Genomic DNA, 23,950 nt, shown 5'->3' on the forward strand with positions numbered 1-23,950 from the left:
TCAACCTATTTAAGCGTAAACTGCATGCCTTCTTTGAACTGTTTTGAAAAGAACAGGAACAAGATAATGATCGGAACCGTTAATAGGACGGATGCTGCGTACATCGGACCTGGGTAGCCGCCGTATGGTCCGAACATTTGAGACAACAGTACATTAAGCGTCAGCATGCTATCACTTCGAACCACAATCATATCCCACAATAATTCCGTCCATCTTTCCATGAACAAGAATAAGAAAACGACTGTTGTGATCGATTTAGACATCGGCATCACGATTTTATATAAGATCTGAAAGTTTGAAGCTCCGTCTAGCTTAGCAGCTTCAATAAATGTGTCCGGGATCGCCCTGAAAAAGTTCGTGTACATGAAGACGGCCCATAAACTCATCGCTTTCGGCAGAATCATTGCCGTATATGTGTCATAAAGTCCTGCATTTTGTATGATTAAAAACGTTGGAATCAGCAAGATGATCGCCGGGAAAAACATTTGGAACAGTACAGCGTTATTGATGAATTCACGGCCTTTAAAGTTCATTTTTGCGAGTGCAAAAGCGACCATCGCACCTGTCACCATCATGAGAGCTGTTGATGCGGTTGAAACAATGACACTGTTGAAGAAAGCCTTTAGCCAAGGTCTCGCGACTCCCGCCTCCCCGCCTGAGAAGAGCCATTCATACGAACGGATCGTAAACTCAGTCGGCACTACCTTTTTATCAACCTGCGTCCAGTCGGCAAACGAGTTCATCACCATATAGAGGTACGGAAAGACCATAACGATAAGCAATGCAAAAGCGATTAAATAGCGAAAAGTTAATCCTTTTTTAGACCCAACCATTACGTTTCCCCCACATCTCTAGTAATTTTCTGATGACTAAAATGGAAGCGAACGTCACAACTGAAGCGATGATTGCAACTGCTGATGCGTAACCTGCGCTCAAGTTCGTAAACGCTTGTTTAAAAATCTCCATCTGCCACGTGTTTGTTGCGTAGTTTGGTCCACCGCCTGTCAGCTGGTAAACCTCTGTGAAGATCCCGAATGATACCCCGATCGAGAGGATCAACACCGTAAACAAAGCTGGATACAAAAGCGGCAAAGTTATTTTCCAAAAACGTTGTGATGGTGTTACGCCATCAATCGCAGCTGCTTCATATACGTCTTTATTGATGCTTTCAAACCCAGCAGTCAAAATAAGTGCGTAATAGCCGGTGAACTTCCAAGCAATAATTGCCGCAACAACCAGCAATGCAGATAACGGCGTGCTCAGCCAGTCGATTTCGATTCCAAACTTCCGCAAAAATACGTTGAAAGCACTGTTATGGGACAGCAATCCTTTTACGATTAAAGATGAAACAACCCCTGATGCTAAATAAGGCAGGAAGAATCCGATTAGGAATAAGCCTTTGAATCGAGGCAGTCCGTGAATGACAAGTGCTACAGCGAGCGATGAAACGATAACCATAGGAACGAACGCTGCCATGAACTTGAATGTTACAAAGAATGCTGCCTGTACTCCTGGATGCTTCACTGCTTCTATAAAATTATCAAACCCTTTAAAGTAGTAGACCGGCGAAATCAGATTCCAGTCTGTGAATGATAGATACATCGACCAGAACAGCGGTATGGCGAAGAAAATGACCGCATATAAAAGGTAAGGACTGGCGAATAGCCAGCCCGTCCCGTTTCTTTTCATCATTTTTTAAGTTCCTCCTTTATGGCCTTCTTCATCTCTTTCCAGCCTTTTTCAGGATCAACTTCTCCCTTCACGACAGGGTTAACAGCATAACGGCCGATATGTGTTTGAAGTTCGTTGTATTTAGCGTTATCAATTGAAGGTATTGCGTTTGGTACAGCATCTGCATAAGGCTTCAGTTCAGGATTTTTATCAAAGAACGCTTTGAAGGATTCGTTTGTTGAAAGGTCATCACGAGCTGGTGGAAGTTTTGTAGTCTCCAACCACTTCAAATCGTTTTCTGGATTCGAATAAACGAAATTCATAAATTCCATCGCCGCTTTTCGCTCTTCTTCTGTTGCAGAGGCATAGATTACAATTCCTTTTGTATCAGCGAATGTGTTCACTTTTTCTGTATCCGTACCGTCTGGAACTGGAGGAAGTGCCAGCCCAAAGTTCTCGTTGTACTTCATCTCAGGGAACTTTTCTTCCCAATAGCTGAACGTCCATGGTCCAAGGTCTGTGAAAATCCCAAGACCATTTTCAAAAGGATCTGTGGACTGCTTCGTTAAAATGGCATCTTCTTTTCTGAGGTCATCCATAAATTTCAATGAATTTATTCCTGCTTCATCCTCGGCTACAAACTTATCACCTTCAATAAAATTGTTACCGCCGGATGCCGCATCATAAAGCATGAAGAAGTCAAACCATCTATGATGTGCTGTTGGATCTGCAAGGGCAGGTTTAGCCCAAACGTACTTTTCAGGGTATTTCACTTTTAGCTTTTTAGCAGCATCAAGAACTTCACTATAAGTAGCCGGCATTTTATCTACGCCAACTTCTTTTAAAATATCGAGTCTCCAGCCAAATAACATTGGGTTTGAGTAAATGGGCATGACATACTGATTGTCATCAGAGAATTCCCATGTTTTGATCGTGTCTGTCATGCTGCGATTTTCCAGAAGCTTATCCCAGCCTTCGATTTCGTTAAGCGGAACAAGTGCTTTACTATCAGCGAGCTGAGCCGCAAATCCACGGTTGATGTTCTCAGACATCGTCGGAGCACTCTTACCTGCAATCGCAGATTGAATGCTTGCTTCTGAAGTTGGACTTTCTTTCATCGGACTTACTTTAACGTTAACTTTCGGATTTTCTTTTTCAAATTCTTTCGCCATCTCTTTCCAATACACTTGCTGCGTCGGGTTTGGAGCCGCCCAGAATTCGATGGTCGTTTTTCCGTCAGCAGATTTCTCACCGTTTCCGGTTGAACAGCCTGCCAGTGCGGATGCTGCGATCGTTGCGGTAAGGAAAAGAGATGCTACCTTTTTCATTTTCATCAGAATATCCCCCTTGTTAATAGTGATGCCCAGTATTTGTTTTACGAACCTAAAATGATAGCGCTATCATTTTGGGTTTTAAAAAAAGCGTGACTTTGATTACAATGTGTAAATATGTCATTACTGTAATTGTTTTTGTAACTTAATGTAATGTGATTATTACACGTATTTGTAATGTTGTCAAACGTTTTGTCAGACAATTTTATAATCATAAATTTCCTAGTTACTTCTAGGCTCGAAGGGTATTTTTAAAATTCACCTTTTGTTTTTATTTACTTAATCTACCTTTTCGTTTATATTTAATTTGTAACGTGACAAAATTCTTTTTTTGGAAGGTTTGTTTAAATAATGGCGAAAAAAGTATCCATGCAAGACATTGCGGATCATTTAAATATCTCAAAAAACTCGGTGTCACAGGCTCTCTCTGGGAAACCCGGTGTCAGCCCTGCCACCCGTAAAAAAATTGAAGAGACAGCTAAGGAATTAGGATATCAGTATAAGACGATTACAGCGAAAACAGAAGGCAAGGGTACGGGCAACATAGGACTGATCGCTTCAGATTTAGCTTTTTCGCTGCAAAGCTTTTTCGGAAAGATCTATTTAAGTGTGGAAAAAGAGGCGACTAACAAAGGCCTGAATGTACTGATACAATCGATAACTAACGAGGCGAAGGAGAATCTGACTCTCCCTTCTTTTATAGAAAACAAACAAGTCGATGGCGTGCTTATCTTATCTCACATCAGCACGGAATATATTAATAAGATCATCGCAACCGGCATTCCAACGGTAACGATTGACCATCATCACCCACTCATTCAGGCTGATGCGATTCTGACGAACAACCGATTTGCGGCTTACACAGCAGTTAAACATTTGATCGATCTTGGTCATAAAAAAATTGCGTTCGTTGGGGATACCCGTTTTTCACCGAGTTATCAGGAGCGACTCGAAGGGTATTTGCTCGCTTTTCAAGAACACGAACTGCAAGTTGATCAGCAATTGATTTTTTCTTCTGTTGAGGAAAATGAGATTGTTGTACGAGATTTGGCGGATTCAGTAGAGACACAGCCGACAGCTTGGTTTTGTGTAAACGACGGACTCGGATTTTTTGTTCAGTCTGCGCTACAGCAAAAAGGGTTACGTGTTCCTGATGATGTTTCCGTCTGCAGCTTTGATAACGGACAGCTTTCAAGGTTAGCCAACCCGAAGATTACGACGATGGATATTGATTTAGAGCTTTATGGCCGAAAAGCGATTGAACAGCTTGTTTGGCGGATGGACAATACAAAGGAACCCATCACAGAACTGCTTTTGCCAGCTACCCTATTAAAACGCAAGTCTACTTCTAAAGTGAATAAATAAAATGGAGCCCCTTGGTTGCAAGGGGCTTTCGTTATTGTGTTTGATAGATTTTCTGCGATTTCACGGTACGTGTTCTTTTATCTGTTACACCTACGCTCAAAAATAGCTCGCTACGCTCAGAATCATCGATCTTCGCTCAGACTTCCCTGCTTTTCGCTCAAACTACCTTTAGTTTCGCTCAAAATCATCGAGTTACGCTCAAGATTATCCTTAAAACAATGAAACTAACATCTGGTGAAGGACTCTGATGCCATATAAGGGAATTTTTATCATGAGGAGTGATGTTATGATTGTAAAAGAAGCAGCAGAATCTCTTAAAATTAAGAAATTAAGACTTCTACACAAGCGTTTTTCCCCTGACCATCCTGCAGAGAAGGAAATTGAAGGCGAGCTTATGAGAAGCATTGCAGGTTATAAAGGTGAAAAATCCCTCGATTTTCATCTAGATTTACTCCCAAAAGAGGAAACTCACATATTCCACGATCTCCGTCTCCCGTTTGGCTCCAGTCATTTTCAAATCGATATTCTTATCTTAACGCCATCGTTTTTTCTCATTATCGAGGTGAAACACATTGCAGGTACTCTAATATTTGACCAAGAATTCCACCAACTTATCCGTACTTATAAAGATACCGAAGAAACATTTCCGGACCCAATCTCACAGCTTTACCGGCAAACTCACTTGTTCAAAGAATGGTTAAATCTCTATAAGTTCCCCATACTTCCAATCGAATCTCTTGTGATCATCAGCAACCCCAACACCAAAATTATGGCCATTCCTGAAAATACGAATATCTCTAAATTTGTAACACATAGCGCTAACCTTCTAGCCAGATTTCACACCTATCAAAAGCATTATCAAAAAGAAATAATTACTAAAAAAGACATCAAAAAATTATCTCGGCTTCTGCTCAAACAACATAATCAAACCGATCAAAATCTCTTTAAAAAATTTAATATATCGGCAAATGACTTGACCAAAGGTGTAGCCTGTCCAAAATGTACTAAAATTCCTATGATTAGAGCAAGGAAAAAGTGGCTTTGTTTAAATTGTGGTCATTATTGCAATAAAGCACATATTGATACATTAAAGGAATATGCATTATTAATCAGCCCTACTCTACCAATTCATGATTGCTGCGACTTCCTTCAGATTTCCTCCCGCCATCTGGCAAAACATCTATTGAATGATTTAAATATTCCAGCCACGAAAATAGGTAAGTACAAGGTATTCCACTTGAATGAGTTAAATTAACTTTTTTCACGGTACGTGTTCTTTAATCTGTTACACATACGCTCAAAAATAGCTCGCTACGCTCAGAATCACCGATCTTCGCTAAGAATCCCTGTTCTACGCTCAAACCACACGTAGTTTCGCTCAAATTCATCGAGTTACGCTCAAGTCTTTCGGTTACACAAAAAAACAACCGGAATACCCTCATTCCGGTTGCTCCTTTTCTATTAAACCGTCGGGTGTGACACGATAAACTTCGCATTACCGCTCATTCCGAAGTTTTTCACTGTTGATGGTACGATAAAGTGGTCGCCTTTTTTAAATGCTGAAGTAGATTGATCGTCAATCTTCAACTCTCCTTCACCCTCCAGTACACTTACTAGCAAATACGAAGGATTTTCGACCGCCAACACTGAACCTTCTAGATTCCAGTGATAAACGGTAAAATAATTTTCTTTAATCAATTTCTCGATCTTCAAATCGTCATTCGCAGATAAAACAGGCTCGAAGTCAGCGTCCTGATGCGGAATCATCGCAACTTCAATCGACTTATCGATATGAAGCTCGCGTGTGTTCCCAGCATCGTCACGGCGATCGTAATCATACACACGATACGTAATATCAGAGCTTTGCTGTGTCTCCAAAATCATCGTTCCCGCACCGATTGCATGAATCGTTCCGTTTGGCACATATACGAAATCACCAGGCTTAATCGCAACTTTACGAAGAAGCTCGTTCCAGCGGTTATCTGACACCATCTCTTCAAACTGCAGCTTAGACCCCGCATGATGACCATACACCAATTCCGCACCTGGCTCGCAATCGATCACGTACCAGCATTCTGTTTTACCGAACGCCTCGCCTTCTACTTCACGTGCGTAGGAATCATCTGGATGCACCTGCACAGATAGATCCGTCTTCGCATCTAAAATTTTTATCAATAAAGGAAAGTCTTCTCCCTCTTGATCGGCAAACAATTCACGATGCTCGTCCCACACTTGGTCAAGTGTTTTCCCATTTAAAGGTCCGTTCACGACTTCACTTGGGCCGTTTGAATGAGCGGAAATTCCCCAGCACTCACCAGTTGTTTCCGATGGAATATCGTAGCCGAACTCTTCACGAAGCTTTGTTCCGCCCCAGATTCGGTCTTTGAATACAGGTTTTAAGAAAATCGGTTCATTATACACTTTCACAACACTCCCTATGTGGGTTTTCTACTCCCCATTTTAAACGTTTGTTTAAAGATAAACCACCTGTATTGAAAATTCGAGACTAGAAATAATTACTATCGGGAATCAATGGATATGAAGGTTTGATTTTAAAGCGTTTTCCTTTATACTAGACCTTTATAAATATACAAATATTCTGATTAATTTTACATAAAAAGACAGGGGAGAAAATGATGGAGTTTAAATTGCAGCCTTTAGGTGACAACAGTGTAATCATTGAGCTCGGCGAAGATATCAGCCGGGACATTCAGCAAAAAGTGAATAAAGTCTCCTCTTTTTTAGAAGAACAATCCTTTGACTGGGTGATTGAATATGTTCCTGGATTCACGACGGTCGCCGTTTTTTATGATCCTATGAAAATCAAAACGGACACACTTCCTTATGAGCAGGTTTGTGAAGAATTAAGTTCATATTTGGAAAAACTAGACGTGGAAGAAGGGGCAGAACCGCGTGTCGTTGAAATTCCGGTTTGCTATGGCGGAGAGTTCGGACCAGACTTGGAAGAAGTAGCCGAACGAAACGGACTGACGACTGAAGAAGTAATCAACATTCATTCAAATGGTGAATACATCGTTTATATGATAGGGTTTGCACCTGGATTTCCTTATATCGGCGGGATGGATGAACGAATTGCTGCACCTAGACGGAAGAATCCGCGCTTAAAGATTCCTGCTGGATCTGTTGGGATCGCCGGCAAACAAACAGGAGTTTATCCGATTGAAACACCTGGCGGATGGCAGCTGATCGGGAAAACACCTCGCAAACTTTTTCTTCCGGAAGGAGACACACCAAGTCTACTTAAAGCAGGTGATCAAATAAAATTTGTACCGATTACAGAAGAAGAGTTTCAAAAATGGGAGGAGAACGAGAATGATTAAGATTACGAAGCCGGGCCTCCTTACAAGTGTTCAAGATTTAGGTCGCTATGGCTATCAAAAATATGGTGTGATTGCGAGTGGCGTGATGGATGCGACAGCCCACCGGATAGCAAACCTATTAGTTGGCAATGATGAGAATGAAGCAACATTAGAGCTCACTTTATTGGGTCCTGACATGGAATTTACAGAAGACACGCTGATCTCGATTTGCGGCGGAAACCTCTCCCCTTCAGTCGATGGAAAGCCAGTTAAACTATGGCGTTCTGTTTTAATAAAGGCTGGAAGTAAACTTAAGTTCGGAGGATGCAAAACAGGCTGCCGTGCTTATTTAGCTGTCGCGGGTGGTTTCGATCTGCCTGAGGTCATGGACAGCAAATCCACTTACATAAGAGCAGGAATTGGCGGCTTTAATGGAAAACCGCTTCAAGCAGATGATGAACTAACACTCGGAGAACCTAGTGAATTTGCGACCCAAATAACAAAAGTATTAGCTGCTGAATTAGACGGGCAAAAGTTTGCGGAGATGCAGTGGACGATTGCATCAGAATTCACAGCAACACCAGCTTCAAAACCAAAAGTGCGCGTCATGAAAGGCAGACAGCATGACTGGTTTACACAAGACAGCCAGATGAAGCTTTTTACCGAATCATTTGAAGTTACGTCGCAGTCTGACCGGATGGGCTACCGCTTGAAAGGTCCAGAACTTTTACTCGAAAAAGAACAAGAAATGCTATCAGAAGCTGTGAACTTCGGAACCATTCAAGTTCCTTCAGAAGGAAATCCAATCGTGCTGCTGGCCGACCGTCAAACAACTGGCGGGTATCCGAAAATCGGGCAGATCGCAACGGTCGATCTTCCAATCATGGCTCAGCTGAAGCCTGGCGACAAAGTACAATTTACCGAAGTTTCCCATGAAGTCGCTCAACAGCTTTATTTAGACCGAGAAAAACAAATACACCAGTTGAAACAAGGAATCTCACTAAAAATAAAACAAGAATCGAAGTAATCTAGGAGGAAGAGTATGAAGAAAGAATCGAAAGCTAGTATACTGTTAGGCGCCGCGTTTTTGATGGCTACATCCGCCATCGGACCTGGATTTTTAACACAAACAACACATTTCACATCCATTCTCGCAGCAAGTTTTGGTTTTGTTATTTTAACTTCCATCATTATTGATATTGGTGCGCAGATGAACGTGTGGCGAATTATCGCGGTTTCCGAAAAAAGAGCACAAGATATCGCAAACGATGTTCTCCCTGGCTTAGGATTTTTCCTTGCCGTCCTAATCGTTATGGGTGGTCTCGCCTTTAACATCGGAAACGTTGCTGGAGCAGGACTTGGGTTAAACGTTCTGTTTGGAGTTTCCGCTAAAACCGGAGCTATTTTAAGTGGAATTATCGCCATTTTAGTATTTGTTGTCCGTGAAGCCGGAAAAGCAATGGACCGTTTTACCCAAGTCGCTGGTTTCGTCATGATTGGATTAACCGTTTATGTAATGTTTACGGCTCAACCTCCTGTTGGAGAAGCGGTTGTAAAAACATTTGTACCAGACACGATTGATGTCTTAGCGATCGTAACGCTAGTTGGGGGAACAGTCGGAGGGTACATCACATTTGCCGGTGCCCACCGTTTGCTTGATGCAGGAATTAAAGGGCAAGAGAATTTACGTGAAGTAACCAGAAGTTCTGTTTCAGCTATCGGTATCGCATCCATCATGCGTATCTTCCTATTCTTGGCTGCACTTGGAATCGTGGCACAGGGGTTAACATTAGATCCGGATAACCCGCCAGCATCTGTCTTCCAATTGGCTGCTGGAAACATCGGATATAAGATGTTTGGTGTCGTAATGTGGGCTGCTGCCATCACTTCTGTTGTTGGAGCTGCTTACACGTCTGTTTCATTTATTCGTACGTTCAGCCCTGCTTTAGAAAAATATCATAAATGGATTATTATCGGTTTTATCGCTGTATCAACATTAGTTTTTGCGGTTGTTGGACAGCCTGTTAAGATTCTCATTTTAGTTGGATCACTAAACGGATTAATTTTACCGATTTCATTAGGTGTGATGCTGATTGCGGCATACAAACCAAAGATTGTCGGTGACTATAAACATCCAATGTGGATGACGATTTTCGGTGTGCTGATCGTTGTGATCATGGCGATCATGAGTGTTTATTCACTGTACACAGGACTGCCGAAGTTATTTGCATAAAATCGAGGGGGAGCTTTCATGAATGCACTAGACCGTATGAATCCTGCTGAAGCGCGCGATATGATCAGACGCGGTGAATGGACGAAGCCTACGAGCGGACTCGCTAACGGGTACACACAAGGAAACTTAGTCGTTTTGCCAAAAGAACTGGCGTTTGAGTTCCTTCTGTTTTGTCAGCGGAATCCGAAACCATGTCCTGTGCTGGATGTGACGGAGCCAGGTTCAGCTGTTCCTGAGCTTGTCGCTCCCGATGCGGATTTGCGAGTGGATATTCCGAAATACCGCGTGTATCGGAATGGTGAGATGGCTGAAGAAAAAACAGATATCACAGACCTTTGGGATGACGGGATGGTTGGCTTTTTGCTGGGCTGCAGCTTTACGTTTGAACATGCTTTGATGAATAACGGAATTCCGGTACGCCATATCGAGCGCGGATGCAACGTTCCGATGTTTAAAACGAACATCGAATGTGTGAAAGCAGGCCGTTTTGAAGGGCCAATGGTCGTGAGCATGCGTCCGATTCCTGAAAAAGATGTAGTAAGGGCCGTTCAGGTGACGAGCCGCTTCCCTTCTGTTCACGGCGCACCAGTTCATATCGGAAATCCCGAGAGTATCGGAATATATGACCTGTATCAACCCGATTTCGGTGATCCGGTCCAGATTCATGAAGGCGAAGTTCCTGTGTTTTGGGCATGTGGCGTAACTCCTCAGGCTGTGGCGATGCATGTGAAGCCAGAAATCATGATCACCCACGCCCCAGGGCATATGTTTATTACCGATGTGCGTGATGAGAAGTTTGGGGTTTTATAAAAATGTAGGACGAAGGTGCCTCTTTGCTGGGGCACCTTTTTTTGTTTGAGCGAAAAGTGGGTCAGTTTGAGTGGTACTAGGAGTTTTTGAGCGAAACTCAAGGTAGTTTGAGCGTAGATGAACAATTTTGAGCGTACCGAGCTTTTTTTGAGCGTACGTGTAACAGATTAAAAGAACACGTACCGTAAAAGCCGATTTCACTGGAAATACACGATTAAAAGCCCCTTACACGTAAGGGGCTACATCTACTATTTTTCCGGATGAACCACAGTATTCAACAGCCCACCCAGTATAATGATCATCGCAGACAGGTAAAACCACAGCATCAAGACGACAAGACCAGCCACTTGACCGTACAGTGCAGAATAATTGCTTCCACTGACGTAAGAAGCAAACCCCATCGAAACGAGCTGCCAGCCGATCGTGGCAAAGAAAGCTCCTGGAACTACTTTTCTAAAACCGAGCTTGATGCTTGGCGCAAATGAATAAAGCACAATAAAAAAGACCAACAAAAAGACAGTCCCGATCCCCCACTGCACAATAATCCATAACTTCTGAAACTCAACAAACGAAAAAATCCCCTTTAGATACACACTTAATAATTTTTCAAAAAGAGGAACGATTACAGAAAACAGCACTGCGATCATAAACCCGACTGTTAATAAAAGACTCTCCACAATTTGTTTTACTTTGTGTTCATCGTTTCGAACCTCATACGCATCATTTAAAATTCGTTTCATACACTGAAAGCCCATAGAAGATAGCCATAAAGTGACGATTAAACTTAGTGACAGAAGATTTCCCTCCTGCCTCCTAACCGTATAAGTTAGCGTCTTTTCGATCAGCGAGTACGTAGCATCAGGAGCATAGGGCTGGATCAGCTCCAATATATTGCTCTCATTTAGAGGCAGATAAGTCATCATTGAATAGATCACTAACAAAAACGGGAAAACGGACATCAGAAAATAATAAGCCATCTGAGCAGATAAATCGTACACCCTCATCTTAAAAAAGCGGTCGCTCAATTGATTCAGGATCTCAACGATATTCATGATGCAGCACCTCTTATCTTAGCCAGTCCGTAAAACTAACTATTCTAGAATACGCATAGAGCTGTCCGTTTAGGTCACTTTTTTATAGAGGTTGATTCCTATGCTAGTATTTTTATAGGATAAATTTTAAAAAGGAGATTAGAATGAAGAAGCTTTACAGCATTTCACTTCTGTTATGGGGCGTGTTTTTCGCAATTACACTCTATCGCTTTTTTCAGGGAACAGGCTATTGGAATAACACTATCTTATTGTCAGCAAGTTTTTACATACTTGCGGTTATTTTAAACAAAGGTTTTAACAAAATACTGATTTACATAGCTTATGGATATGTTGCTTTTGTAGCTCTATTTATTCTGTACACCTTTCAGGGTCTGCTTTGGTAGCTTAGGAGGGATAACTAAAAAGAGTGCCCCATCGTAAAGGCACTCTCTCCTATGCTATTATTCTATTCCTCGAGCTGCTGCTTCCACTAATTCAACCGTCTGGTCCACCGTATTTTTACGGAATTCCTTAAATTCATCGGTGATGTAAACCGCTTTGTCTTCTGGATAAAACTCTTGGGCCGCGATGTGAAGGTGACCACCTGGGATATCATCTGCTCCAAGACCTAAACGAACGCGATTGGATCTGTACATGCTTTCATTAGATAAGTAGCTGCCACCCCCGCCTGCTCTAGCCTTTGAACCTGGAGTTGGACCACCGTCATGGCAGACGGCTGGATCTTCATAATTTGGCGGCAGCCACTCACAAACCTCGTCGTTTCGGAACACCGGCCATGGTCCTGTTTCTGCAGCAATCATCTCTCCATACGGAAGTGTTGTTTCAATAAATTCAGGAAGCGGCTCTGGCATCGGCCAATGCGATACAGTCGGTGTTACTTCAGCTCGATTTTCCAGCTTATTGTCAGCCCCTGTGTGCCAGCGGCCCGCATAACCTTCGATCGCCATTTTGCGAGGTCCGCCCTGACTGATTGTCATCATCAAATCTACTTGCTTTGGTCCTTTTTTCAAATAAGGACCGAATGTATCTTCAACAATTCCTTCTTCGAAATCATCCCATCTAACCGGAAAGTTCGCCGCTTGGATAACAGCTAGTCCATCATCGGTCCAGATCCATCTGCCGTCGAGCTGCAATCCAGAAGCACCAGATGGATTCGTTCTTCTAAATTCCTGCTCTAAACGGTACGGGTCAAAACCACTTACGAGAACACGCTTAACTCTTTCACCATTCTGAAAATGAATCGTTGTGATTCCTCTTGATGTATATTCTAATTTTTTCATGAGCTGTGCTCGTCTTTCTTCCGTTACTTCATATTCAGGATTCCATTGGCGAAGCGCACTTGTCATGCTTAGCCTTGCCCAATATAAAGGTCTGTCATCGTATGTATCCAACTCTCCTAAATCAGGTCGTTTCCCCTGAGCACGGTCAACAGAAGTCTTCCAGAGCTTCGTTCCGTGTCTTTTGATTAACTTTTCAGCTTGATCCTCACTTTTTGCTGAGCAAAGATCCTGCTTAAACTTATCTACATATTGAGTAAATTCGCTATCCTCTAAAATCTGCTGCGGAATCGGCTTTCCATCCTCGATCCTCTGTTCCTCTGGTGTTAACGCTACACTTGAGTCATAACAGCTTGTCTTGTCCTTTTCTTTTGCCTCAGCCGTTTGAGTACCAAAAACCATCACACTAAACACACATGCTATTCCAAAAATAAATAATCTATTTTCTAGTATTCTCACAATAAGCCTCCTTTTTTACTTATTGTAGAATAACAATGAAATCGTTTAAATAGTATGAATTGTTTAAAAATATTTTAGTGATAGAGCATTTGTCCTGAGAAATTAAGACGAAAAAATAAGTACTTTTAATCACTTTCCTTATTTTAAAATCCCTGTATTAAGTACAATGATTAATAAAATAAACGCTATTCTGACCCCATGTTCTTTTGTCACAGTTTTAAGCAATCCCACAAGTACAATACCTAAAACTGGATTGTCCTACAGCAATAAGATGGTTAAGTTATCTGTTGAAAGAATAACTTCTAATCTATCAAACTGTTCATCCATTAATCATCACCCACATTTTTTATTAGTTTAAGACACCATTAAATATGGGTGTTTTAAAAAAAATACTAGGGGCACTCTAACAAAAAAACCATACAGTGTTTTAACCACTGTATGGCCTTTATCATTTATTTTTTTACTACATCATGTCCACCGAATTCGTTTCGAAGTGCTGCAACCACTTTTCCAGAGAATGTATCGTTTTCTTGAGAACGGTATCTCATGATTTGAGATAAAGTAATGACAGGTGCTACAGCTTGCAAATCAAGTGCAGTTTCAACGGTCCATTTACCTTCCCCAGAAGAGTTCATTACACCTCTTAAACTATCAAGCTTTGCATCTTTTGAAAAAGCATTCTGCATGAGTTCGATCAGCCAAGAGCGAATGACAGATCCATTATTCCAAACTCGTGATACCTCTTCGTAATCGTAATCAAAATCGCTTTTTTCTAGGATTTCATAGCCTTCCGCAATAGCCTGCATCATTCCATATTCAATTCCATTATGAACCATCTTAAGGAAATGTCCGCTTCCAGACTTGCCTGTGTAGAGGTATCCGTTTTCAACTGAGATATCTTGAAATAACTTCTCTACTTGATCAAAAGCCTCTTTATCTCCGCCAATCATCGTGCAGACACCGTCTCTTGCTCCGTCCATACCACCGCTAGTACCGGAATCTAAAAGATATATTCCTTTTTCCTTTAAATCATTTCCTCGACGGAGTGTGTCTTTGTAATTTGCATTTCCACCATCAATAATAATATCTTGTTCAGATAGAAGTGAAGAGACACGATTCATAACATCTTCAGTAATGTCGCCTGCTGGAACCATTAACCAAACGATTTTAGGTGTTGGAAGCTTACTAATCATTTCCTCAAAAGATGTCGCTGTTTCAACACCTTCACTGGCGATTTTATTCATTGCTTCTTCACTAACATCGTGAGCCACTACTTCATGACCTTTATTAGTCATATTCAAAGCCAAATTATAACCCATTTTTCCTAAACCGATTAAACCAATTTTCATAGTGGATCCCCCTAGTGATGTCTTTTGCTGTCCAATAAATTATATCAAACAACTTTTTAATATGTCTGTTTAGAAGATCGTATTTGCGATTAATAGACTAATTAATCCGACAAACCAACAGATTGTTGTTGGCACGGACCAAACCATGATCTGTTCTTTTACATCTCTAATCCCTAACATACGGTTAACGACCCAGAACAAGCTGTCGTTGAAGTATGAGAATATCATCGATCCCATAGCTGCAGCTTGAGCGGCTAATGCCATGTTCACATCAAGCTGTGAAAGGATCGGCGCTGAAATGGACGCTGCTGTGATCATTGCTACGGTTCCGCTACCTTGTACTAGACGGACGATGGTAGCTACAAAGAATGGGATCAACACAGCTGGTAATGGTAAGTCTGCAATTTTTTCTGCAATAAAGTTTCCAGCACCACTCTCACGAAGTACGTTTCCAAGCGCTCCACCTGCACCTGTTACAAGAAGTATAATCCCTGCTGTTTGGATACCTTCTTCCATACGGTCAAGTGTTTTGGAACGGCTTAAGTCTCCTGCTAAGGCGTAGATTGCTGCAATCAAACCGATGCTGACTGCAATGATCGGTTTTCCTAAGAAGATCAGGACGCCATAGAACCCTGTTGTTAATTCTAATGCAGTTAATGTTGTATTTATAAAGATTAATAGAATCGGTAAGATAATCGGCACGAGTGAACGGCCAAGAGAAGGCAGCTCATTTTCTCTCGCACTTGCTAATTCAATGAACTCTTGATATGCCGCTTGTTTATTTGGTCTTGAAAAACCAAACTCTGAATCATCGGGCACTTGGTAGATTTTATTTCCGAGCCATTTCGCGTAAAGTACACCTGCAATCATGATCGGTATACCAAACAGAAGACCAAGACCGATCATAAGACCGATATCTACTCCAAAGATCCCTGCTACACCTAGTGGACCAGGAGTTGGCGGTACTAAGGAGTGTGTGATTACAAGACCTACTGCTAATGCTACTCCTAATGAGATAACTGATTTTCCTGTCTTTTTAGAAAGTGCTTTTACAAGTGGATTTAAGATAACAAATGCTGAATCTACAAAGATTGGAATGGAAACGATATATCCAGCAATCGCCATTGCCCATTCTTCTTTTTTCTTCCCTACCGCTTTGATCAATGAATAAGCTAATGTTTCTGCAGCCCCGGATACTTCAAGGATCCGTCCGATCATAACCCCTAAACCAATAACGATACCAATGGATGCTAACGTGCTTCCGAACCCTGCTGAAATGGTATCTGCCACTTTGCCAGGTTCCATTCCACCTACCAACCCTGCGATGGAAGCGGCAATAATTAAAGCTAAAAACGCATGTACCTTTGTTTTTAATACAAGAAAAATTAATGCAATAACACCTAGAACTAAACCAGCTACCATTTGTGCTCCTGAAACTTCCATGTTTATACCCCCCTATAATGTAAGCGCTTTTATTTGTTTCAAATGATAGAGAAGGGCTCTTCACCCTTCACCATCATTTTCATTCAATCTTTCTTATAAGCTGTTCGCCGTGAATTTAGGTGCATATTGAGCAGCTAGCTTAATACACTCTTCCATGCTTATGCTTTCAGCAATATTTTTTCCTGCTATATCAAAGGCTGTTCCGTGGTCTACAGAAGTTCTTAAGAAAGGCAAGCCGTTCGTGATAGAAATCGTTCTATGAAAATCAGTCATCTTCGCAGCGATATGCCCTTGATCATGGTATAGAGATAGAACAGCGTCATATTTTCCATTTAGAGCTTGGAAGAATACGGAGTCAGCTGGAACGGGACCAACTGCATTGATGCCGTCTGCAACTGCCATTTCAATACCTGGTTTAATCTGTTCTACTTCTTCCCAACCGAACAGACCGCCTTCTCCGCTATGAGGGTTTAATCCCGCTACTGCCCATTTTCTGTTTTCAACACCGAGTCTAGCAAGTGCTTTGTCACAGCGAATCAGGTAATCATGTACACGTTCTTTTGTCATAGCTGCAATTGCATCTTTTAGTGATAAGTGACGCGTTAAGAAGAAGATTCTCATCCCTTTTACTTCAAACATAGTCAAAGGATCATCTGAACCAGCAAGTGCTTCAAGCATTTCTGTATGTCCGATATATGGAACATTTGCTGCTTTTAGTGATTCTTTATTGATTGGTGTAGTGGCAAGTGCTTTTACTTCGCCGCTTTTTGCAAGTTCTACTGCTTTCTTAATGTATTCAAATGCACCTTGCCCGCCTTGAGCAGAAACTTCTCCATATTGAAGCTGATCCATATCAATATTGTTTAAATTGATCACATCAACGGTTCCTAGCTCATACTTTCCTTCTGCTGGAGAGCTTACTTCGTTAATTTTGAGTTCTGCTCCAACAATCGTAATCGCTTTTTCAAGTACTGCTGCATCCCCAATCACTAGCGGCTTACATACGTCATAAATCTCTTGTTTAGCAAGGGATTTCATTGTAATTTCTGGCCCAATACCTGCTGGGTCACCCATTGGAATCGCAATAATCGCTCTCTCATTCGTTGTCATGTTTTATTCCTCCTTGGAAAGTATCTATTTAAAATTTTTTTAATGAACTTAATTCACTTGTTTCGTTGACGTTTGGTTGGCTAATAGGTGCTTTACGATTGTGTAGATCGCTTTTTTATCTCCAACCATGCCTCCCTTTGTGGCTAGCGGAATTCCATCGAAATATCCTCCAATGAACTCGCCATAAGCAACAAGCGGCAGCACTTCGTCTTTTAGCTTGATACCTTCAGCTCTTCCTATTGAACAAAGGGAAGCTGTAACATCGCCTCCACTTGAGAAGCATCCGCCAATTTCGTATGAGGTTGATTGAATGACGATGCGTGTAATCTTACCTAAACCGTCAGCGATTCGTTTCGCTAGCTGATCTTGACTTACACCTTGTTCTTCGGATAATCGTTTAAGATCCAATCGCTTAGCAGCTGGTGAATTGGTCGTGATGATCAAAATATCTTGCTGACTTATACGCTCTAAAGCTTCTTTTACCACACGATCGACTTCGGTTTCCCAGCTGTCTGAAATACTTGCCAGTTTATCTGCATCCACATAAACCGGATTCGCATTTGTTTTATCGATCAGGTAATTTAGTTGTTGGGCACTTAACGACGTTACACTTCCAACGGTTACGATGATTTTTTTACTTAGTGTGTGCTGACTCGTGTAAGCTTTTGAGTAATAAGCTGTAAGCGGTCCCGGGTCAACCGGCACAAGCTGATAATCCTCGATCAATGCCATCGCATGAGCTATATCTTCAATCTCTTCATCTGTCACCGCATCTAAAACGAGGACACGATTCCCGTCTTGAATCTTTTTCTTCAAATCTTGTAAAATGATCTCTTTTCCTTGAAGAACGATTTCCAGACCGATGTGTGCAACATTAAATTCACTTTGTTTTCTGATAATAGAGGGAACATAGGATTCAGTGAGTGGTGTTACCGGGTCATTTGCAACATCTGTTGCTTGAACAGGTACACCATTTACTAAAAGATATCCGCCTGATGTAATTCGGTTTGAATCTGGAAACGATGCTACAACAACTGCTATTGATTTTTCGCCTAGTTCATTTAGAACCGTATCAATTTCAATGCCGATGTTTCCTCTTACAGTACTGTCGATTCGCTTGCATATCACATCAGCACTCCAGTTTTTCAGGTTTTCAAGGGATTTTTTAATTCGCATTTCTGCAACATCTTTTCTGGCATATCTGCTGTCTGTGTCAATACAAACGGCATTGTAGCTGCCTGATACAGGCGGCTGATCGTAATAGACCATAGTCGCTGCCTCAAATCCTTGTTTTACGAGTTTGACTCCGGTTGCGTTAGCACCTGTTAAATCATCCGCAATGACTCCGACTTTCATGATTGCTCACCACCTTTAACGATTACAACCTCTAGATATTCATTCAATTTTTCAGTGGTCCCTGGGGAAATGCTGTGATCTGTAATTACCCCACAAATCTGAGTAAGATCGCATACTTTTGTAAGTGACTTTTGATCAAACTTGCTTGAATCTGCTACTAGCCATGTTTTTTCTGACGCTTCAATCATGAGCTGTTTTATTGAAGCCTTTTCAAAAGTAGGTGCAGTAACACCTGCTTTGAAGTCAATCGCATGAGCCCCTAGGAAAAATACATCAACATGAATGTTCTTCAGCATTTGTTCAGTCAGCGGTCCAAATAATGTACCTACGTTATTTTGCAGTTCGCCGCCTGTAACAATCACTTTTACATCCGTATCAATCAGCTCTGCTGCAATTTTTATGTCATTCGTAACAACCGTTATCGTCTTTTTGTCTTTTAGCAATTTTGCGATTTCTAATGTTGTTGTGCCAGAGTCTAAAAGGATCGTTGAGTGATCTTGTATATACTCCACCGCTTTTTTGGCAATCATTTTCTTTTGGTCATTGAACTTCCCTTCTTTGGAAGCAAATGATGATTCAACAACCAACGGTTTATTTAAGATCGCACCGCCATGTGTCCGGATGATCTTATCATTTTCTTCTAGGTAAGCAAGGTCACGCCGAATAGTCATAGCTGAAACATTTAATTGGCTAACAAGATCTTCAATATCTATTTTTCCGTTCGCACTTAATTGTTTAAGAATTTCATTTCTACGTTCTTTAGGCATCATTTTTCATCACCTTTGTGTTAATTTCAAACACTTTATATATTATATAATGTTATAAATGAACATTAAAGTCAACAACTTTGTTTAAAATGAACATTTTCCGTCGGTTTCAAAATTGCAATTTTAAAAATACAAACAAAAAAGCCGGCTATTCGTGTCTTTTACAACACGTTCAAGCCAGCTTCTTTCTTAATTAAATACTCTCACCGATTTTACGAACCTGGATGCCTGAATCCTCAAGCGTCTGTCTGATCTTTTTCGCAAAAGAAAGCGCATGAGCTCCGTCTCCGTGGATACAAACGGTGTCAGCGGTGATATCCGCGTCCACATCCTGCTGCGTCAGCACTTTCCCCTCTTTTACCATGCGGATCACTTGTGCAACAGCTTCATCGTCATTTTCAATCATGCAGTTCGGCAGCTTGCGGGAGGTCAGTGTGCAATCCTGCTGATACGTTCTGTCCGCGAAAACTTCTGATGCCGTGCGAAGTCCTGCCTTCTCGCCTGCCTTCACAAGTTCACTTCCGGCTAGTCCAAACAGAATTAAATCAGAATTCACCTTATAAACCGCTTCTGCAATCGCTTCAGACAAATCACGATTCACCGCGGCCATGTTGTAAAGTGCGCCATGAGGCTTCACATGTTGAATCGTTCCGCCTTCCGCTTTTACAAAAGCCCATAACGAACCAATCTGATAAAGAACCATTTCATACGCTTCTTGAGGTGAGATATCGATATTACGACGGCCAAATCCAGCCAGGTCAGGCAAGCCTGGATGAACGCCGATACCTACCCCATGCTCAAGCGCAAGTTTTACCGTTTTCCGCATTGTCGCTGGATCTCCAGCATGAAATCCGCACGCGATGTTGGCTGACGTCACATATTTTAAAATCTCTTCGTCCGTCCCGAGTCTGTAAGCTCCGAAACTCTCACCCATATCGCAGTTAATATCAATGACACTCATGCAAAAACCTCCTCAATTTTAAACACATGTTTAATTTACCCCAACTGTACGACAAGTTTTATATATTGTAAAATGATTAGGAAGACTAAAGAAGGAGGTGAAAACAGAATGGAAAAAGTATTGAATGAGATCTTAGTAAAATTACTTAGCATCGATAATAAAGTTTCTGATTTAGATAGTAAAGTTTCTAATTTAGATAACAAGGTAACTAATTTAGATAATAAAGTTTCTAACTTAGATAATAAAGTTTCTAACTTAGAAGCAGGTCAGAAACAGATTGTAACTAGACTTGATACATTAGAAACCGATGTAAAAGAGATCCGTGATACTGTAACTCGAATTGAAGTTAGCCAAAATGATGACGTGATTGCGTTATTAAAGATGATGCAAAAACAAAAACATTAAATGTTTATTTCGCCGATTCGGTTTTGTAGTATGCGTATACCTCACAGTAAGTCCCCCAATATCGCACTTCAAGAATCACTTCTAAAATTCTCAAATCCTAAAAATGAGGAAAGCCCCTTGAGAGCAAGGGGCTGCAAAATAGCTTATGTTATTTTTCGATGTAATTCTGCAAGCTGATCATACATTCTTGTTGTTATATCTCTTAGTACTGGGAAGTAAGGGCGTATTTTATTATTGATATCTATATCTCCCACTGTAATACATTCCCCTTCATAAGGTGCTTTACATACAATTGGTGTTCCTGGTACCTTGGATTCTTTATCACCGGCACCAATCATACAGCCTCCACCCCAATACTCGGTGTCTCCTTCTTTGCCGACTAAGTTGGTATAAACAAAATTTACGGTGTTTTCCATTGCCCTAACCTTTACGATAGGTTCAAAAATATCTTTTTCAAAAGATGGAGAACCTGAAATACCAACGATTATATCAGCTCCTTTTAAGGTTAGCATTCGTGCTAATTCAGGAAAGAAAATATCATAACAAATGAGAAGACCGATTTTGCCGATAGCAGTATCAAAAACAGGAAGATCTTCACCAGCTTTAAAATATCTTCTGTCTGGAAATGCACCTGGACCGGTTTGATCTGTTGCATGTCCTGGCAGAGTATTCTTTCTCCACTTCCCAACATATCCTTCAGGACCTACAAGGGCTGCTGCATTATAAAGAATCCCATTTAAACTTTTTTCCGGCATACCCCAAATAATATAGATGTCATATTGAATCGCTAACTTTTCAAAAAAGCTTGTGGCATCTCCAGGTATCTCTTCCGCAACCTCAAAAAAATCGTCCCCGCAATTGTAGCCAGTCAAAGCAAGTTCAGGGAAAGATACTAATTTCGCACCTTTTTCCGCTGCTTCAATTGTAAATCGTTTCATTTTTTCAAGGTTAATTCTCTTTTGACTCGTTTCTGGTGTAATCTGACCAATAGCTATTTTAACCACGTTAAACCTCTCCTTGTTAAGACAGAGTCTATATCTAATAGAATTATTTAATTTTTTCTAGCATGGTTATGATTTTATTAAAATTGGAGGCTTTACAAAGCTCTGCAACTAACTTTTTATCCTGAACCAGCCTCCAAATTCTATTAAATAGAGAACTGAATTCTTCTTTATCTTTTTCATTCAACGCGAGAAGCAGTACAAACTGGACAGTATGTTCTCCCCATTTTATTGGTTTTTTCAAAATACCGATCGCTATACAAGAATCGAGTGCATTCGGTTTTATGGGATGAGGGATCGCAACTAAATTACCGATCGATGTTGGCGATATTTCTTCCCTTTCAAGTACCGAATCTAAATATGAATCATCTACAAACCCTTTCGTGTTAAGGGTATAAGCCATTGATTTTATAATACTGATTGGATCCTTATTATCGATTTCACTAAAAAATAAATCCTCACTAAAGAAATTCTGAAGCTTTTCAAAAGATTTTTCTTTATCTTCATCTAAATACTTACTGGAAATAAAATCATTTACTTTTTCCATATCATCTTCAGAAAATAGTGCGTTTATTTGAAGGATGGGAATGGCACTTTCTTCATTTACCGGCACCGTACTTAATATCAGATCAACTTCTTCCTGCTTAATGTCTTTTAAGGAGTAAGAAGGATAGGTTCCAGCTATGGTTAATCCCGGAAACTTACTTTCAATACTTGCAGCAAGCAGTTTAGCTGTTCCTAAACCTGATGCGCATACCACGGCAACTCGTCTAACCTGTCTTTTCTTCTTATTTTTCATTCGTTCAATTGCAGCTTCAAAATGAACAGCAATATAGCCGATTTCGTCTTCATTTATCGCAATTTGTTGATTGCGTTGAATAATATCAGAAGCAACAATTGCAAGCTCGAATGAAAAAGGGTACTTGTTTTTTATTTCTTTTAACATGGGATTTTGCAGGTTCATTCTGTATTTCATACGGTTCAGTGCAGATCTTAAATGCAACCCAAGTCCATAGATGAATTCTTTATCTTCCACTAGATCAATACGGTATATTAGTTTGATTTCTGCCAAGATTTCGAGAATAAGTTCATTATTGCTTTCACCAATCATCTCAATAAAATCTTCTTGCTGAAGCTTTCCGTCTTGGAAACGTTTTGCACCCATCAAATGGATGGTGATATAAGCAATCTCCTCATTCGGGATTTTAATAGCAAATGCCTCTTCTAGTGAAGCAATGATTTGTGAAGCAATAAAATACTCTTTTTGATCTTGTAAATCTTTTAGTTCAAGCGTACCAAGTTTAATGTTTTTTCCTTTCTTGATTCGCTTTATACCAATAGCAATATGCATGATAAGATTGTTTAACGGCAGATCGGCAATCTTAAAAGGCAGTTGCTTTATATGTTGCTTTGTGATCGTTCTAATTAAGGCAATGTCTATTCCTTTTACAAAATGCTGGCTATCACTTTTTTCTTGTTGCGGGAAATGTTCCTTTTTATAATCTGATAGAAAAGCTGATAAACAAAAGCGGATGTTCATCTCATTTCCCACTAATTTAATCCCATAGTTAGGCTTTTTAAATAGTGATACGTTAAATTTGCTTAATAACGTTTCAACCTGTTTCAAATCGTTATCAACCGTTGATTTGCTCACATATAATTCATTTGCTATTTGTTCAATGGTAATAAAGTCATCTGCCATAATGATGCTTTTTAATATATAGAGGACTCTTTCTTCCGGCAAGACAGGAAGGTCATTATCAGATGTCTGGTTTAATTGGAATAACTCTTCGATCAAATCCTTAATTTCACAATCTGGTTTTGGTTCGATAAAATAGCCTACTCCTCTTTGTGCATCAATTTTCACACCGATCTTACCTAACTCCTGATTTAACAAAGTGATATCATTTCTGATCGTGCGCGAAGTGACTCCCAGAAATTTTGATAAATAGTCACTCGTGACCGGCTCATCATTGGCTAGTAGTTCTTTTATTATTTCTTTTAATCGATTGTTTAAAAAAACCAATATAATGACCTCCC

General features: G+C 40.7%; 22 protein-coding genes. 8 read left to right on the plus strand and 14 right to left on the minus strand.

Annotation, left to right across the window (positions count from 1 at the left end):
* Positions 1 to 5: 5 nt before the first annotated feature.
* The 3 genes from ACFQ4X_RS14070 to ACFQ4X_RS14080 are packed head-to-tail and all read right to left on the minus strand — an operon-like array spanning position 6 to position 3,005.
* Positions 6 to 833 (minus strand): carbohydrate ABC transporter permease, encoded by an 828-nt coding sequence (locus ACFQ4X_RS14070; protein WP_379836111.1) that lies wholly within the window; start codon positions 831 to 833, stop codon positions 6 to 8.
* On the minus strand, positions 820 to 1,692 hold the full coding sequence (locus ACFQ4X_RS14075) for a carbohydrate ABC transporter permease (RefSeq protein WP_379836113.1): 873 nt from the start codon (positions 1,690 to 1,692) through the stop codon (positions 820 to 822). Before ACFQ4X_RS14075 ends, ACFQ4X_RS14070 begins: the two co-directional genes overlap by 14 nt.
* The gene (locus ACFQ4X_RS14080) at positions 1,689 to 3,005 is read right to left on the minus strand and encodes an ABC transporter substrate-binding protein (protein ID WP_379836115.1); all 1,317 of its coding nucleotides are present in this window, start codon (positions 3,003 to 3,005) and stop codon (positions 1,689 to 1,691) included. Before ACFQ4X_RS14080 ends, ACFQ4X_RS14075 begins: the two co-directional genes overlap by 4 nt.
* 348 nt (positions 3,006 to 3,353) lie before the next feature.
* Between ACFQ4X_RS14080 and ACFQ4X_RS14085 the strand changes: the two genes are divergently transcribed.
* Both ACFQ4X_RS14085 and ACFQ4X_RS14090 read left to right on the plus strand, forming a co-directional pair.
* Complete coding sequence (locus tag ACFQ4X_RS14085) at positions 3,354 to 4,367, plus strand: LacI family DNA-binding transcriptional regulator (protein ID WP_379836117.1); 1,014 nt, start codon at positions 3,354 to 3,356, stop codon at positions 4,365 to 4,367.
* Between the two features lie 286 nt (positions 4,368 to 4,653).
* Positions 4,654 to 5,622, plus strand: coding sequence for a nuclease-related domain-containing protein (locus ACFQ4X_RS14090; protein WP_379836119.1), 969 nt, complete (start codon positions 4,654 to 4,656; stop codon positions 5,620 to 5,622).
* Positions 5,623 to 5,828: 206 nt separating this feature from the next.
* Here ACFQ4X_RS14090 and manA read toward each other — a convergent pair whose 3' ends face one another.
* Positions 5,829 to 6,788 carry a mannose-6-phosphate isomerase, class I gene (manA, locus tag ACFQ4X_RS14095; RefSeq protein ID WP_379836121.1) on the minus strand — a complete coding sequence of 320 codons (960 nt, stop codon included), beginning with the start codon at positions 6,786 to 6,788 and terminating at the stop codon, positions 5,829 to 5,831.
* A gap of 215 nt (positions 6,789 to 7,003) precedes the next feature.
* Between manA and pxpB the strand changes: the two genes are divergently transcribed.
* From pxpB to ACFQ4X_RS14115, 4 genes are read left to right on the plus strand one after another with little or no spacing between them, the layout of a single operon-like run.
* Positions 7,004 to 7,708 (plus strand): 5-oxoprolinase subunit PxpB, encoded by a 705-nt coding sequence (gene pxpB / locus ACFQ4X_RS14100; protein ID WP_379836123.1) that lies wholly within the window; start codon positions 7,004 to 7,006, stop codon positions 7,706 to 7,708.
* Entirely contained in the window at positions 7,701 to 8,714 is a 1,014-nt protein-coding gene (locus tag ACFQ4X_RS14105; RefSeq protein ID WP_379836125.1) for a biotin-dependent carboxyltransferase family protein, read from the plus strand. The genes pxpB and ACFQ4X_RS14105 overlap by 8 nt, the downstream gene beginning before the upstream one ends.
* Before the next feature lie 15 nt (positions 8,715 to 8,729).
* Positions 8,730 to 9,920 (plus strand): NRAMP family divalent metal transporter, encoded by a 1,191-nt coding sequence (locus ACFQ4X_RS14110; protein ID WP_379836127.1) that lies wholly within the window; start codon positions 8,730 to 8,732, stop codon positions 9,918 to 9,920.
* Between the two features lie 18 nt (positions 9,921 to 9,938).
* Positions 9,939 to 10,730, plus strand: a complete 792-nt coding sequence (locus ACFQ4X_RS14115) for a putative hydro-lyase (RefSeq protein WP_379836129.1) — start codon at positions 9,939 to 9,941, stop codon at positions 10,728 to 10,730.
* A gap of 248 nt (positions 10,731 to 10,978) precedes the next feature.
* Here the strand turns inward: ACFQ4X_RS14115 and ACFQ4X_RS14120 are convergent, their stop codons facing one another.
* Positions 10,979 to 11,782 (minus strand): YihY/virulence factor BrkB family protein, encoded by an 804-nt coding sequence (locus ACFQ4X_RS14120; protein ID WP_379836131.1) that lies wholly within the window; start codon positions 11,780 to 11,782, stop codon positions 10,979 to 10,981.
* 143 nt (positions 11,783 to 11,925) lie between these two features.
* Here ACFQ4X_RS14120 and ACFQ4X_RS14125 point away from each other — a divergent pair, with 143 nt between their 5' ends.
* The gene (locus ACFQ4X_RS14125) at positions 11,926 to 12,165 is read left to right on the plus strand and encodes a hypothetical protein (protein WP_379836133.1); all 240 of its coding nucleotides are present in this window, start codon (positions 11,926 to 11,928) and stop codon (positions 12,163 to 12,165) included.
* A 57-nt stretch (positions 12,166 to 12,222) separates the two neighbouring features.
* Here the strand turns inward: ACFQ4X_RS14125 and ACFQ4X_RS14130 are convergent, their stop codons facing one another.
* The 7 genes from ACFQ4X_RS14130 to ACFQ4X_RS14160 all read right to left on the minus strand — a co-directional run bounded on the left by ACFQ4X_RS14130 (position 12,223) and on the right by ACFQ4X_RS14160 (position 20,504).
* Entirely contained in the window at positions 12,223 to 13,518 is a 1,296-nt protein-coding gene (locus tag ACFQ4X_RS14130) for a hypothetical protein (RefSeq protein ID WP_379836135.1), read from the minus strand.
* 452 nt (positions 13,519 to 13,970) lie between these two features.
* Positions 13,971 to 14,867: a phosphogluconate dehydrogenase (NAD(+)-dependent, decarboxylating) gene (gene gnd / locus ACFQ4X_RS14135; protein ID WP_379836137.1), complete on the minus strand. Its 897-nt coding sequence runs from the start codon at positions 14,865 to 14,867 to the stop codon at positions 13,971 to 13,973.
* Positions 14,868 to 14,936: 69 nt separating this feature from the next.
* Positions 14,937 to 16,310, minus strand: a complete 1,374-nt coding sequence (locus ACFQ4X_RS14140; protein WP_379836139.1) for a GntP family permease — start codon at positions 16,308 to 16,310, stop codon at positions 14,937 to 14,939.
* 93 nt (positions 16,311 to 16,403) lie between these two features.
* A complete protein-coding gene (gene pdxA / locus ACFQ4X_RS14145; protein WP_066293314.1) occupies positions 16,404 to 17,420 on the minus strand; it encodes a 4-hydroxythreonine-4-phosphate dehydrogenase PdxA in 1,017 nt (338 codons plus the stop codon).
* A gap of 48 nt (positions 17,421 to 17,468) precedes the next feature.
* Entirely contained in the window at positions 17,469 to 18,776 is a 1,308-nt protein-coding gene (locus tag ACFQ4X_RS14150) for a four-carbon acid sugar kinase family protein (protein WP_379836141.1), read from the minus strand.
* Complete coding sequence (locus tag ACFQ4X_RS14155; protein WP_379836143.1) at positions 18,773 to 19,546, minus strand: DeoR/GlpR family DNA-binding transcription regulator; 774 nt, start codon at positions 19,544 to 19,546, stop codon at positions 18,773 to 18,775. Before ACFQ4X_RS14155 ends, ACFQ4X_RS14150 begins: the two co-directional genes overlap by 4 nt.
* Before the next feature lie 190 nt (positions 19,547 to 19,736).
* Positions 19,737 to 20,504, minus strand: coding sequence for a LamB/YcsF family protein (locus tag ACFQ4X_RS14160; RefSeq protein WP_379836145.1), 768 nt, complete (start codon positions 20,502 to 20,504; stop codon positions 19,737 to 19,739).
* A 108-nt stretch (positions 20,505 to 20,612) separates the two neighbouring features.
* Between ACFQ4X_RS14160 and ACFQ4X_RS14165 the strand changes: the two genes are divergently transcribed.
* The gene (locus ACFQ4X_RS14165) at positions 20,613 to 20,909 is read left to right on the plus strand and encodes a hypothetical protein (RefSeq protein ID WP_379836147.1); all 297 of its coding nucleotides are present in this window, start codon (positions 20,613 to 20,615) and stop codon (positions 20,907 to 20,909) included.
* Positions 20,910 to 21,052: 143 nt separating this feature from the next.
* Here the strand turns inward: ACFQ4X_RS14165 and ACFQ4X_RS14170 are convergent, their stop codons facing one another.
* Positions 21,053 to 21,913, minus strand: coding sequence for a carbon-nitrogen hydrolase family protein (locus ACFQ4X_RS14170; RefSeq protein WP_379836149.1), 861 nt, complete (start codon positions 21,911 to 21,913; stop codon positions 21,053 to 21,055).
* 43 nt (positions 21,914 to 21,956) lie between these two features.
* Complete coding sequence (locus tag ACFQ4X_RS14175; RefSeq protein ID WP_379836151.1) at positions 21,957 to 23,936, minus strand: BglG family transcription antiterminator; 1,980 nt, start codon at positions 23,934 to 23,936, stop codon at positions 21,957 to 21,959.
* Positions 23,937 to 23,950: the final 14 nt, after the last annotated feature.

It is taken from the genome of Fictibacillus halophilus (assembly GCF_042680145.1).
Classification (GTDB): domain Bacteria; phylum Bacillota; class Bacilli; order Bacillales; family Fictibacillaceae; genus Fictibacillus; species Fictibacillus halophilus_A.

Bases quoted from the DNA above. Each gene is read 5' to 3' on its own strand.
- ACFQ4X_RS14105 (WP_379836125.1), top strand. From the start codon at position 7,701: ATGATTAAGATTACGAAGCCGGGCCTCCTTACAAGTGTTCAAGATTTA.
- ACFQ4X_RS14125 (WP_379836133.1), top strand. From the start codon at position 11,926: ATGAAGAAGCTTTACAGCATTTCACTTCTGTTATGGGGCGTGTTTTTC.
- ACFQ4X_RS14085 (WP_379836117.1), top strand. From the start codon at position 3,354: ATGGCGAAAAAAGTATCCATGCAAGACATTGCGGATCATTTAAATATC.
- ACFQ4X_RS14160 (WP_379836145.1), bottom strand. From the start codon at position 20,504: ATGAGTGTCATTGATATTAACTGCGATATGGGTGAGAGTTTCGGAGCT.
- pxpB (WP_379836123.1), top strand. From the start codon at position 7,004: ATGGAGTTTAAATTGCAGCCTTTAGGTGACAACAGTGTAATCATTGAG.
- ACFQ4X_RS14070 (WP_379836111.1), bottom strand. From the start codon at position 833: ATGGTTGGGTCTAAAAAAGGATTAACTTTTCGCTATTTAATCGCTTTT.
- ACFQ4X_RS14090 (WP_379836119.1), top strand. From the start codon at position 4,654: ATGATTGTAAAAGAAGCAGCAGAATCTCTTAAAATTAAGAAATTAAGA.
- ACFQ4X_RS14155 (WP_379836143.1), bottom strand. From the start codon at position 19,546: ATGATGCCTAAAGAACGTAGAAATGAAATTCTTAAACAATTAAGTGCG.
- pdxA (WP_066293314.1), bottom strand. From the start codon at position 17,420: ATGACAACGAATGAGAGAGCGATTATTGCGATTCCAATGGGTGACCCA.
- ACFQ4X_RS14120 (WP_379836131.1), bottom strand. From the start codon at position 11,782: ATGAATATCGTTGAGATCCTGAATCAATTGAGCGACCGCTTTTTTAAG.
- ACFQ4X_RS14165 (WP_379836147.1), top strand. From the start codon at position 20,613: ATGGAAAAAGTATTGAATGAGATCTTAGTAAAATTACTTAGCATCGAT.
- ACFQ4X_RS14080 (WP_379836115.1), bottom strand. From the start codon at position 3,005: ATGAAAATGAAAAAGGTAGCATCTCTTTTCCTTACCGCAACGATCGCA.
- gnd (WP_379836137.1), bottom strand. From the start codon at position 14,867: ATGAAAATTGGTTTAATCGGTTTAGGAAAAATGGGTTATAATTTGGCT.
- ACFQ4X_RS14075 (WP_379836113.1), bottom strand. From the start codon at position 1,692: ATGATGAAAAGAAACGGGACGGGCTGGCTATTCGCCAGTCCTTACCTT.
- ACFQ4X_RS14140 (WP_379836139.1), bottom strand. From the start codon at position 16,310: ATGGAAGTTTCAGGAGCACAAATGGTAGCTGGTTTAGTTCTAGGTGTT.
- ACFQ4X_RS14150 (WP_379836141.1), bottom strand. From the start codon at position 18,776: ATGAAAGTCGGAGTCATTGCGGATGATTTAACAGGTGCTAACGCAACC.
- ACFQ4X_RS14110 (WP_379836127.1), top strand. From the start codon at position 8,730: ATGAAGAAAGAATCGAAAGCTAGTATACTGTTAGGCGCCGCGTTTTTG.
- ACFQ4X_RS14115 (WP_379836129.1), top strand. From the start codon at position 9,939: ATGAATGCACTAGACCGTATGAATCCTGCTGAAGCGCGCGATATGATC.